Origin of the sequence: Nocardia nova NBRC 15556 (genome assembly GCF_001613005.1) — a bacterium.
In the GTDB taxonomy this organism is placed as follows: Bacteria; Actinomycetota; Actinomycetes; order Mycobacteriales; family Mycobacteriaceae; genus Nocardia; species Nocardia nova.
This window is the reverse complement of sequence record NZ_BDBN01000062.1, coordinates 21,956-34,111: the sequence shown is the minus strand read 5'-3', so window position 1 is coordinate 34,111 and position 12,156 is coordinate 21,956. Positions and strand designations below refer to the sequence as shown.

At 65.6% G+C, this 12,156-nt stretch carries 9 protein-coding genes; 3 read left to right on the top strand and 6 right to left on the bottom strand.

Features of this window, described 5'->3' with window-relative positions; all coding sequences use genetic code 11:
- The 5 genes from NN2_RS23730 to NN2_RS23710 form a co-directional block, all read right to left on the bottom strand.
- Nucleotides 1–1,632: an AMP-binding protein gene (locus NN2_RS23730; RefSeq protein WP_063016076.1), complete on the bottom strand. Its 1,632-nt coding sequence runs from the start codon at nt 1,630–1,632 to the stop codon at nt 1–3.
- Between the two features lie 180 nt (nt 1,633–1,812).
- The gene (locus tag NN2_RS23725; protein WP_063016045.1) at nt 1,813–2,613 is read right to left on the bottom strand and encodes an SDR family NAD(P)-dependent oxidoreductase; all 801 of its coding nucleotides are present in this window, start codon (nt 2,611–2,613) and stop codon (nt 1,813–1,815) included.
- Nucleotides 2,610–3,536: an acyl-CoA dehydratase activase gene (locus tag NN2_RS23720; protein ID WP_063016075.1), complete on the bottom strand. Its 927-nt coding sequence runs from the start codon at nt 3,534–3,536 to the stop codon at nt 2,610–2,612. Before NN2_RS23720 ends, NN2_RS23725 begins: the two co-directional genes overlap by 4 nt.
- Before the next feature lie 53 nt (nt 3,537–3,589).
- Entirely contained in the window at nt 3,590–4,930 is a 1,341-nt protein-coding gene (locus NN2_RS23715; RefSeq protein ID WP_063016044.1) for a 2-hydroxyacyl-CoA dehydratase subunit D, read from the bottom strand.
- 28 nt (nt 4,931–4,958) lie between these two features.
- A complete protein-coding gene (locus NN2_RS23710; RefSeq protein WP_063016043.1) occupies nt 4,959–6,131 on the bottom strand; it encodes a 2-hydroxyacyl-CoA dehydratase subunit D in 1,173 nt (390 codons plus the stop codon).
- Between the two features lie 136 nt (nt 6,132–6,267).
- Between NN2_RS23710 and NN2_RS23705 the strand changes: the two genes are divergently transcribed.
- The 3 genes from NN2_RS23705 (at nt 6,268) to NN2_RS37395 (ending at nt 8,597) form a co-directional block, all read left to right on the top strand.
- Nucleotides 6,268–7,386, top strand: a complete 1,119-nt coding sequence (locus NN2_RS23705) for a CaiB/BaiF CoA transferase family protein (protein WP_063016074.1) — start codon at nt 6,268–6,270, stop codon at nt 7,384–7,386.
- Between the two features lie 92 nt (nt 7,387–7,478).
- Entirely contained in the window at nt 7,479–8,321 is an 843-nt protein-coding gene (locus tag NN2_RS23700; RefSeq protein WP_063016042.1) for a PaaX family transcriptional regulator, read from the top strand.
- A 105-nt stretch (nt 8,322–8,426) separates the two neighbouring features.
- On the top strand, nt 8,427–8,597 hold the full coding sequence (locus NN2_RS37395; RefSeq protein WP_156511436.1) for a hypothetical protein: 171 nt from the start codon (nt 8,427–8,429) through the stop codon (nt 8,595–8,597).
- Nucleotides 8,598–8,638: 41 nt separating this feature from the next.
- Here NN2_RS37395 and NN2_RS23695 read toward each other — a convergent pair whose 3' ends face one another.
- Nucleotides 8,639–12,052, bottom strand: coding sequence for a serine/threonine-protein kinase (locus tag NN2_RS23695; protein WP_169812443.1), 3,414 nt, complete (start codon nt 12,050–12,052; stop codon nt 8,639–8,641).
- Between the last annotated feature and the right edge of the window lie 104 nt (nt 12,053–12,156).

The following is a 12,156-nucleotide window of genomic DNA, read 5'->3' as shown; positions in this document are numbered from 1 at the left end:
TCAGTCTGTGACCGGCGTCAACGACGACGCCGGGACCAGGCGCCCCGAGGCGATATCGTCCTGGACACGGAACTTTTGAATCTTGCCCGAGGGCGTCATCGGAAGTTCGGTGGTGAAGTACCACAGCGATGGCGTCTTGTGTGCGGCGATTCGTTCGCGGCACCAGAGCTTCAAATCCGCGACGTCCGGCGGATTGTCCGGATCCTCGGCGCGCAGCACCGCCCCGATCTGCTCACCCCACTTCTCGTCGGGCACACCCACGACGACGGCTTCGACCAGCGCCGGATGCTGAAAGAGCAGTTCCTCGATTTCGCGCGGGTAAATGTTGAGGCCGCCGCGGATGATCATGTCCTTGAGGCGGCCGGTGATTCGCAGGAATCCCCGGCCGTCCATGGTGCCCAGATCGCCCATGTGCAGCCAGCCCTCGGCGTCGATCGCGGCGGCGGTCTCCTGGGGCATATCGGAGTAGCCGAGCATGTTCTGGTAACCGCGGCAACAGATTTCGCCCGACTCACCGATCGCGACAACGTCGCCGGAGACCGGATCGATGATCTTGACCTCGAGTTCCGGCAGCGGCTGGCCCACCGTGCCGGCCTGGTCGACCGGATCGTCGGTGATGCGGGTCTGGCTGATCACGCCATGCATCTCGCTTTGCCCGAACAGGATCGTGAAGCAGCAGCCGAGCCGGGCGATCACGCGCTCGACGAGAGCTTGCGGGACGGCGGCGGCACCGGACATGATCGTGTGCACACTGGACAGATCGCGCTTGCCGAAATCCGGATGTTCCAGCAGCGCGATGAGCATCGTCGGAACCATCAAAGAGTGTGTGCCCCGGTAGGTTTCGAGCATCTCGAGCATGAGCGCGGCATCGAATCCGGGCAGCACCACATATGTCCCGTGCGCGGCGAACGTACCGAGTTCGGTGACTCCCCCGCCTCCGATGTGATACATCGGCATCGCGTTGACGCACACCACCGGTCCCGCCCCTCCGGCGCGTTCGAAGACGAAGGTCGCCTCGTTGACGATGCCCTTGTGGTGCAGCAGCGCACCCTTGGGGAACCCGGTCGTGCCGGAGGTGTATTGGATCTGCACCGGGTCGGTGGGTGACACGGCGGGAAGTTCCGCGGCCGGATCGGCGGTGGCGAGAAATTCCTGCCACTGGCCGGTCTGCACCACCTTGCGAAGGTCGGGCAGGGCTGCGGCGATGTCGCCGAAGACGCTGCGCAGGTCCGTCCCGCGATAGCTCTCACGGAAGAACAGCCCGGCGGCACGCGATTGCCGCAGGATGTATTCGAGCTCGTGCGCCCGGTAGGCGGGGTTGATGCCGACCACCACCATCCCGGACATCGCGATCGCCTGCTGCAGGATCACCCAGTCCGCACTGTTGGGGGCCCAGACCGCGATCCGCTCGCCGGGGGCGAAATGCGTGATCAGCGCCCGGGCGACGGCCTCGACGTCGGTGAGCAGTTCGCGGTACGTCCACTCTCGGCGACCGGCCGGATCGGGGGTGCCGTCGACGAGTGCCATTCGGTCGGGCACCGTGGCCGCGGCCTCGCGAAGCAGATCACCGAGCGTGATGTCGCGAACGCCCGTGCTTGTCGAAGCCGGCCAGAAGGATTGTGTGAGGGTCATCGTGCGATCCGCCTTCGGCTGTGCGGTGTGAATGATGCTGTGAATCCGTATGCCACCGAGGGTGGCGCGGCGCTGACGAGGTATGGCGCCGGTCACATCGAATGTAGTACGAATTCGGCTCTACTATCAACAGAATTGTCAAATATTTTTAATGTTCAGACCAAAACACCGGGCGGTTCGTCATCCCGCCGAGATGCCCCCGTTGGGACTCACCGCTTGGCCGGTGATCCGACGAGCTTGGGGACTGCAGAGAAAAATGATGAGCTCGGCGAGATCGATCGGTTCCGCAACGCCGAGAGATGCCGCACGAGCGGCCTTTTCGAAGAGTTTGGCGCTGAACGGCTCGGCCATCACACGGTCGTAGGCGCCGGTGTCGCGGATCAAGGACGGTGTGACGGCATTGACACGCACACCGTCGCGTTTGGCCTCCATGGCCAACGTCTTGGTGAAGGAGACAATGGCCGCCATTGCGGCGCCCAGGACCGACTCACCCGGCGTCGGCACCTTGGCGGCATCAGACGCCACATTGACGATGGCGCCGCCGCGTTGCGCACGCATATCCGGCAGCACCGCACGGCACATGTTGATCGGCCCGAGCGCCTGCTGCAGCAGCATGTCGGGCACGTCTCCCGGAGCCGTGTCGTGGAAAAGCCGCGGCGTGAACGAGCTGGTCGTGCTGTTGATCAGAATGTCGGCGCTCCCCAGCCCGGCGCGCAATTCGTCGGTCACCCGCCCGGCTTCGGCCGGATCGTTCACATCACCGGCGACGAACAGCGACCACACACCCGGTGCGAGGGAGCGGATATGATCCGCGGCCTTCTCGCCGCGTTCGCGATTGCGGCCGACCAGCCCGATCCGCTGCGTGCCGGCCGCGACGAATCGGCGCGCGACCTCGAGGCCGACACCGCCGGTGCCGCCCACGATGTACACCGTCGACTCGGCCGTAGCCGGTACCTGGATCTCGGTCGTCGCCTGATTCATCGGATACTCCTTCGCAGTTCGAGTGTTGTCGGCCCGCGGTGCGATGCGTGATCGAGTTGGCCGTCACATTCCAGACAGTGCGGTGTAGCGGCGGAAGCCGTTGCCGCCATGCGCTTTTCAGCCGCTCCGTCGCGAGGGGCGGGCGATTCGGCGGCGCCGAGATATTCATCGCGGGCGAGCAGGCCGGCCCCGTAGGCACCGGCGATCTGAGGCTGTTCGAGTAGTTCGACCGGCCCGCCGAGGGCCCGCGAGACGTAGTGCAGGGCGGCCGCGTTCTTCGCCACGCCACCGGTCATCACGGCCGGGATCGCCTTTCCCACCTGCGCCACCAGTCCGAGGGTGCGCGCCGCGACAGCCTTGTGCACCGACGCCGCGATATCGGTTTTCGCGCGACCCTGCGCCAGCAGCGAAATAACTTCCGTCTCAGCGAAAGTCGCGCACATGCTGCTCACTTCGAGGTCGTCGGAACCGGAGAGCGCCAGCTCCCCCACCTCGCCGACGTCGACTTCCAGTGCCCGGGCCAGCACATCGAAGAAACGCCCGGTCCCGCTGGCGCAGCGGTCGTTCATGGCGAACCGATCCACCAGCCCCTCGTCGTCGACGATGATGGCCTTGCTGTCCTGTCCGCCGATATCGATCACCAGCCGCACTCCCGGCCGCAGCGCCGCCGCACCGCGGGCGTGACAGGTGATCTCGGTGAAGCTACGGTCGGCGCCGGGAACCAGTTTGCGGCCGTAGCCCGTACTTATCGTCCGGCGGATGGCATCGGACCGCACCCCGGCGGCACCCAGCGCGCCATCGATCGCGCGGGCGACCGCGGCCGGACTCACCGCGCCCATCTGCACGACATCCGCACCGCAGAGCGCTCCGGTCGAATCGACGACGACCGCTTTGGCCGTCGTCGAGCCGAGGTCGACGCCCATGACGAACCAGTTGCCGGTAGTCACGACGCACTCCCGCACATACCGGTCATCGCCTACACCGCCGACTTCATTCGCTGGACGTCGATGGCTTCCAGCATGGCCTCGAGCCGGCTGTCGAACAGTTCGTCGTTGTAGAACGAGGCGTCGGCGACGTCGCCTTCGAAGAAGAACGACTTCACGCCGCGCTCCTGTTCGGCAGTGCGGGCGAGCATCGCCTGCGGGTTGGTCATCGCGCGGCAGGTGCGGGTCGAGTGGAAGGCGATGCCGTCGATCGCGTATTCATCGAGACGGCGCAACAACAACTCCTGCAAATTCTTCAGGCCGTGGTTGAGCGGGCACAGCAGATAGTGCTGCGCCATTCCGAGCAACGGATTATCGGGATCGATGAGCTGCGGCTCCTGCCAGAAGGATTCGTGGGTATAGCGGCCGGCGACCACGGCCACGTCGTACTCGGCGAACTTGCGGGTGAGGAAACCGAGCTTGTTCCAATTCATGATGCCGTCGAAGTACACGCGATAACGCTCGTCGGCCACCGCGCTCACACCGTCGGCGAGCCGCTGTTCGATTTCGGCCTTCACCCCGGCGAAATAGTCGACGAGAGCCTGGTTGCCGGGCAGGAAATTGATCGGCGCGATACTGGCCACCCAATCCCAGTAGGTCGCCGGAGTCGGCGCCTGCGCGCACAACGCCATCCCGTCCAAACGCAGCTCGGAGGCGCGCTTGATGTAGAACATGCTCTCGCTCAACGCATCCCAATCGAACTGGCGGCCGGTCTGGTGTTCGAGGAAGCCGATCAGCTCCCGTAGCTGCCCTTCCACATACCGGCTCACCTCGGTCCACTCTTCGCCTCGCATATATCCGGCGTCGGGCTTGTTTCCCCACAGCATCGGCATCGACACGTTGAACAGCGGAAGTTTGCGGTCGAAGACACGATAGGTCATCGCATCCCACTGCTGACCGGTGCTGCAGCCGGCGTAACCGTTGACGAAGAAATCCGGCGCGGGCAACTTGGCCGCCAGCTCCTGCTGATCGACCATGCCGACCACACCGGTCGACTGCCCGCTGACCGTTTGATGCGTCAGCACGGCACACCCCAGATGCGTTCTCGCATAGGAGCACAGCTCGCCGATGTAGCCGTATTCGGCGCCCGCCGCCTGCGCGGGCCCCTCCAGGTGTTGGGCGGCCAGGCGGGCGGCGAACGCCTCGCCGTGGCACCATTCCAAACCGGCTGCTTGGAACAACGGGTTCATCGCGGCGCCGTTGTACCAGACGACATGTTTACCCCGCTCCTTGGCGGTGAAGATGTTGTCCCAATAGTCGGCCACCATGCGGCCGCCCGCTCGGGTGCTGCTCAGCCGGTTGGCCTTCTCGGTGCTGGATTGTTGAGTCGTCATGGCGAATTCCTTTGTGCGTAATGAATATTCAGGACCCGACAGCCGCCGGTTGGCGACGAACGCGTTCGACGAACGTCTCCACCCGGGTGCGCAGCGTTTCGACCGGATTGCCCTCGTGTTCGGTTTCCAGCAGCAGCAACGGAATTCCGTGTGCCTCGAGGGCCTTGCGCAGCTCGGGGTAATAGAGCATGTGCGGCTCGCAGAATTTCGCCATCAGCACGACGACACCGTCGCTGCGGCTGCGGCGGAGCGAGTCGATCAGGTAGGTGTCCCAGTCGACGTCGGTGGTCACGCGGGTCGGGCAGGGCGCGGTCCGGTTACGGTCGAGATACCACTGCGACAACGCCTGCAGCGGATCGCCGGCCTGCGGCACATCGGTGGAGATGTAGCGGAACCCGGTGTAGAGATCGTCATCGACGACGAGGGCGCCCGATTCCTCTATCACGTCGAGGATTTCCGGTCGCGGAGCGTGACAGAAGTGTCCCGACAGATGAAGACGAACCAGATCGGCGCGGGGTTGCGCGGCCGGATCGAGCTGTGTCAGTAGCCGTTCCAACAGCGCCGTGTGTTCTTCGATATCCATCACCATGCTGGATTTGATCAGCACCTGCATATCGGAAGCGGTGATACGGGCGCGGCCGGACCGGCGCAAGTCGTAGAGGCCGCGAAGCAACCCCCGGTTCTCATTGAACAGCGCGATACTCGCCGCCAGCGCCGATGTCGTGATCTCGGTACCGAGGACTTTTTCGATCTCCTGTTTCAGTTCCTCGATTCGACCCTCGACCCGCGGTTTGGTCCACGCATCGTCCATCGCGCTGGTGAACTGGGCGAAATGCACCGGCTTGTCGGGCCGCGCCCAGCGAATCACGTCGACCGCGCCGAGCAGTTGCACACAGTGATCGGCGGCGACGAACGCGTCGAAGACATCGAGGCTGCCGCGCGCCGCCTGGTCGGCGACGCTGCGGGTATAGCCGCAGTAGAACTCGGCCAGCAGGCTGCGACCCCCGGTGATCGGGGTCGGATCGTCCTGGACGATCACCGGCAGCGCGCCGGCCGCGTGGACGAGTTCGGCCGGAAAGTTCATCGGGAACGAAGCAATCGCCATCTTCCCGCATCGCGCCTTCCACCCCTGCACGTACGTGGTCGGATCGTCGGCCACCGCGCGCAGTGCCGACATGACCGTCGGATCCAGTTCGCTCATATTCAGCCCCTCGGCCTCGTGGACGGTCGCACCGCAGACGCTCGACGGGCGTCGCCGCAACCTTGTTCAGATGATACGTTATTTGATAGATCGTAGACAGAAGTGTCAAACGATGGAAGAGTTTCAGGAGGATTCGATGGAGCGTGTACTCACCGGACTACGTGTGGTCGAACTGGCCGGCATCGGTCCGTCACCACACGCCGCCATGCTGCTGGCCGATCTCGGCGCCGATGTGGTACGCGTCGAAAGGCCCGGCGGCGTAACACAATTGGTTCCGGTGGACAAGGACGCGGTGCTACGCAATCGCCGCTCCGTCAGCGCCGATCTGAAGGACCCCGACGACTTGGCCACAGTGCTGAATCTGGTCGAGAAGACAGACGTGTTGATCGAGAGTTACCGGCCCGGTGTGGCCGAACGACTCGGGATCGGCCCGGATATCTGCGCCGAACGCAACGCACGGCTGATCTACGCCCGGGTCACCGGTTGGGGTCAGGATGGGCCACTGGCATCCCGAGCCGGGCACGACATCAATTACCTGGCCCTCAGCGGTGCGCTGAACGCCATCGGGCGCCCGGGCGAGCGGCCGCTCGCGCCGCTCAATCTGGTCGCCGACCTCGGCGGCGGTTCGATGCTGGCGGTGCTCGGCATACTCGCGGCACTGCACTCTCGCACCCGGACGGGAACCGGCCAGGTGCTCGATATCGCGATGGTGGACGGGGTGAGCGCGCTGATGTCGATGTTCTGGACCCTGACGGAGAACGATCTGTGGTCGCCCGAGCGCGGCACGAACGTCATCGACGGCGGGGCCCCGTTCTACGACACCTACGAATGTGCCGACGGGCGGTATATCGCGGTCGGCGCCGTCGAACCGGTCTTCTACGCCCGTCTGCTCATCGGCCTCGGTCTCGACGCCGCCGACCTTCCTGACCAGTACGACCGGAGCGAATGGCCCAGCGTCCGAGACTGTTTCGCACGTATCTTCCGCACTCGCGAGCGGGACGCGTGGGCGGCCACCTTCGCTGATCTCGACGCCTGCGTAACACCGGTGCTGTCGCTGGCCGAGGTTCCCCATCACCCGCAGATCGCCGCGCGCGGCACCGTGGTCGAGGCCTTCGGTCAGCGACAGCCCGCGGCGGCACCACGATTCGCCGATATGCCCGGCGCGACGTATTCAACGCCCCGAATCCCCGGCGCCGATACCCTGTCCGTCCTTCGAGACTGGTGCGGAGACCACGGCAACAGATCGAGACGTTGACGACGGACGTGTGATCGCGCGAGAACCGGAGCCCCGCACGATGGGTGGGCCTCGCTCACATCACATCGCACCGTTGCGCAACGATGGGCCCTATGACCGACGCCGATCCGCCGACCTCCGCGAAAGACGCTCCATCGACCCGCAGCGCACGGTCGGTGCTCATCACCGTGCTCGGTGAGCTCGTCGAACCGTATGGGCAGCCGGTCCGCACCGCCGCGCTGCTGTATGTCATGAACGGGCTGGGTTTCGGCGCGCACGCGGGCAGGCAGGCCATCGCGCGCACAGGATCGTCGGGGCTGATCGCCGCGCGCCGCGACGGACGCGAAACACTGTGGACCCTCACCGACAAGGCGCATCGCCTGTTCACCGAGGGAGATGTGCGCGTGTTCTCCACCGATATCGACACCACCCAATGGGACGGCCGGTGGCTCGTCGTCAACGTACCGATCCCCGAATCACACCGCTCGACGCGTAAGAAACTCTATGCCGCGCTGCGCTGGGCGGGTTTCGGGAACCCGACGCCCGGCGTGTGGGTCACCCCCCATACCGGACGCGCCGCCGAGGCGGCGAAGGCGATCGATGCCCTCGGCTTGACCGCCAACACGGTGTCGTTCATCGGAACCACCGCTGCCGCAGGAATTTCCGAAGAAGAATTGGTGCGGCGGTCCTGGGACCTTGACGCTGCGGAGGACGCCTACGACGCGCTGCTCGAACGCTTCGATTCGCACACCTTCGGATCGGATGACGAACTGCTGTTTAACCACGTGGAACTCGCGGACGCACTGCGCCGCATGACCTATGTCGATCCTCGGCTACCAGAGGTCCTGCTGCCCGACTGGCGCGGACAACGCGCAGCCAAGCGGCTGCGCGACCTCCGGGCCGAATGGACGTCGGCCGCACATGCTCGCTGGCGTGATATCGCCCGTCTCGAGTGATGGGCACGGCCGCAAGCAACCCCGCATTTGCCCGATCACCCGGGCAGTGCGTGCGCCTGGAAGAAATCCCAGGCGATGCGGGTGGTGGCGTCGATGGAGGGGGTAGTGGCGCCCACGAACGGTTCGGGAGAGCAGGCGGAGGTGGTGCCTGGCCAGGAGTGGCCACCACCTGTGACGGAATGGCTGACCGCCGGCACCGACGAACCCGGCGCACTCGAGTTGACCGACCGATTGCTGGCGCTGGCCGCAGCATTCACCCAGCTGCGCCCCACCTGACAATCCGTCGAAGGGTTACCGATCAGCTGTGCGGGGCAGTCCTACAGCGGCCGGGCGAGGCGGTCGAGAAATGCGCGCGGCAGCGAGAAACTGTTCGGCGCGTGTCGGTCTCGGGTGAATTCGACGGTAAGGCGGCGGATTTCGGACAGCACGTCGGGACCTTCGTCGAACAACGGTGCGACGATGTTCGCTTGCGCGCAGCGGCGCAGTGCCCCGGCCAGTAACGGTTCGGCTGCGTCGCGTTGGCCGGTCGCGAGCAGGCAATGCGTGTACAGCACAGTGGAATACAGGGCAGCACGGGGGCGAGCCTCGCCGTCGATCGATTGGCGCAGCGCAGCCGCTCGCACGGTCGCGCCGACCGGATCGTCGCGCAGTAACGTACGAATCGCGGCCTCCTCCAGCAGTTCCCGGGTCACGATCGCGATGCCGTCGTCACCCGGTGCACCAGGGTTCTCGGCAGGGAGTACCGCGGCACCCAGCCGAGCGTGCTCCAGGGTGATGCGGGCCGCCAACCGCGGCAGGCCGTGAGTTTCGGCGACTTCCGCGCCCTCGGCCAGCCGCTCGCGGGCCTTCGTCCGATCCCCGCGCGCGGCCGCGAGCCGGGCGGAGGTTCCGTAGGCGGCCAGCAGGAAATCGACTGTCCCACCCTCGAATCCGACTTCGATGCTCGCCTCGAGCAGTCGCTCCGCCTCGTCGATATCGCCCTGTTCGTAGTGAAAGTCGCCCAGGATCGCCGACGCCAGCCGCACCGTCAGCGAATTCTCCCCGGCGGTGGTGCGCGCCACCTGCAGGGCAGTGCGGAAATGGTCCTCGGCGGTAGCGGTGTCGAGCTGTTCGCGGGCCGCCATCCCGGCGAAGCAGTGGCTGTACATCACGCTCAGCGCGCCGGCGACGTACTGGAAATAGGTCCGGCCCCACCGATGCCATTCGTGGACCCGGTCGTAGTCGAAACGGTGCAGGGCGGCGAACGCGCCCAGGTCGGCGGCCGCGCACAGCACGAACGGGTCCAGGGTATTGGCGCGTGCACAGCACTGCTCGACGATGGCGTCGACTCCTTCGAGATGGTCGGAGAGGGCCCTCGCGACGCACCGCACAAGATTCGCCTCTACGACGAGGTTCGAATCTCGCTGTGGCAAATCATCGTTCGCCGAAGCGCCTGCGATCGCCAGTTCGACGGCAGTATGCATCCGGTGCGGCCGGCGCAGGAGCACGGCCGCCCACGCGAGCGCCAGTTGCAGATCGGTATCGACGTCCGCCTGCGTAGGCGGGAGTTTGTCGGCGAGTGCGGTCAGGGTGGTCAGCTGGGAATGCTGGATGGCATCTCGCGCATGTTCGGACACCAATCGCACCGCCAGCTTCGGCTCGCCGGCGGCCAAGGCGTGATCGACGGCCTCGCTGAGCATGTTGTTGTCGGCAAACCAGTGTGCGGCCCGAGAATGCAGTTCCGGGATACGTTCGGGCCGATCGCGTTCCAGCCGCTGCCGCAGGAAGTCGGAAAACAGATGGTGGTAGCGGAACCACCGCCCGCCCTCATCGATGCGGCGCAGAAACAGATCCCGGCGCTCGATATCCTCCAGCATCGCCTGCCCGTCGGGTCGTCCGGTGGGCGCGGAGGCCAACGGTCCGCAAATCCGCTCGGCGACAGCGGTTTCCAGGAGGGAGGTCAGCAATTCGGGCGCGAGCGCATCGAGAACGCTATCCGTGAGGTATTCGCCGATAGCCTGATGCCGCCCCGAGATCTCCGAGATCGCGGCCGCCGGGTCCCGCGTCCCGCGCAACGATATCGACGCCAGCTGCAGGCCCGCGATCCAGCCGTCGGTCCCGGAACACAACCGGCCTACCTCGCGATCGCCCAATGTCAGGCCGTTGAACCGGGAGAGGAATTCAGCGGCCTCGGCATCGTCGAAACGCAATGTCGTAGAATCGATTTCGATCAATTCGTCACGAACCCGCAACGCGGACAGCGGAAGTCCGATCACCTCCCGGCTGGTGACCAGCAGCTGCAGATGATGACAGCCGTTGTCGAGCAGCAGCCGCAGCGCCGCCGTGGTGTCGGTGTCAGTCACCAGGTGCCAGTCCTCGATGAACACGACCAGACGTTCACCGCCGGCATGGATTCGATTGATCAACGTGGTCAGCGCATATCGCGCCACGCCGGCACCGTGTTCTTCGACGATGCGGTCGAGATCGGCGGCCAGTGCCGGGCGTGCGTGGCGGACGGCCTCGATCAGATGCAGGAGGAACCATGCCGGGTTGTTGTCGTCATCGTCGATATTGAGCCAGCACGCGGCGACCCCGCGCTCGATCAGGCGCTGACCCCACTGCGCGGCCAAGGTCGATTTGCCGAATCCGGCCGGTGCGTGCACCACGATCAGCCGAGGCCACGGATCGGCGTCGAGCACCTCCAGCAGCCGCGGGCGAGCGACCAGCCGGCGCGGTGAGCGCGCGGGGTAGAACCTGGTCTCCGCGGTCGGAGGCGTGACCGACGTTCCGGTTCGGGCGAAGGGAACCGAGACCGTCGCCCGGCCGGTATCGGCGGCACCTTCCAATGTGATGCCCGGACCGAGCTGCGGTATCGCCATCTCGTCGACAGGCAGTTCGTGATCGCGTTGCAGTTGACGCACCTGGTTGCCGAATGCGAGCGCCGACTCGGGCCGGGTCGCGGGGGCAGCGGACATACTCGCTTCGATCAATTCGCAGATGTCGCCGGGCATTCCGGTGGGACGCAGATCGGGAACCGGCTCCTCGGCGATGCGCAGGAATTGGGCAATCAGCCGCTCCCCGGAGTGCCGCTGATAGGCCGCGTGCCCGGTGAGCATGCAGAAAAGGGTCGCGCCCAGACCATACACATCCGAGACCACTGACGGCGTGCCGTCGCGCAACACCTCGGGTGCGGTGAAGGCCGGCGAGCCGGTCACCACACCCGTCATGGTCGCGAAGCCACCCTCCATGCGCGCGATGCCGAAATCGGTCAGCTGCGGTTCGCCATAGTCGGTGAGAAGAACGTTGCCCGGCTTGATGTCTCGATGCAAGATCCCCGCGCGATGCACCGTCTCCAGCGCACCCGCGAGCTTGACCGCGACGCGCAGCGACTGCGCCACCGACAACGGTCCCGACTGCCGGATCCGCTGCTCCAGGGATCCCCGGGCATAATAGGGAACGACCAGGAAGGGGTGCCCGTGCCCGGTCGTGCCCACCTGCAGGATCTGAACGATGTTGGGGTGTTCGGGAAGCCCACCCATGGCCTGCTGTTCACGCAGGAACCGGGCGAGATTCTCACCGCCGTAGTCGGACACGGAGGTGAGCACCTTCACCGCGACGATGCGGCCCAAAGCCTTTTCCCGACACCTGTATACGACACCGAATCCGCCCCGGCCGATCACCTGTGCGTCCTCGAAGCCGACCGCTCGCAGTTCGGCGATCATCGCCGCGGGAGGATCGCTCCCCGCTACCACAGAATCCTTCTCGGCCATCGGCGCCGTTCCGACACGTCGATTTTTCGCGGAGCCCCGTCGCGCTGGCTCCTCCAGTATATGGCCCGAAGAGCCTTTAGTGACCG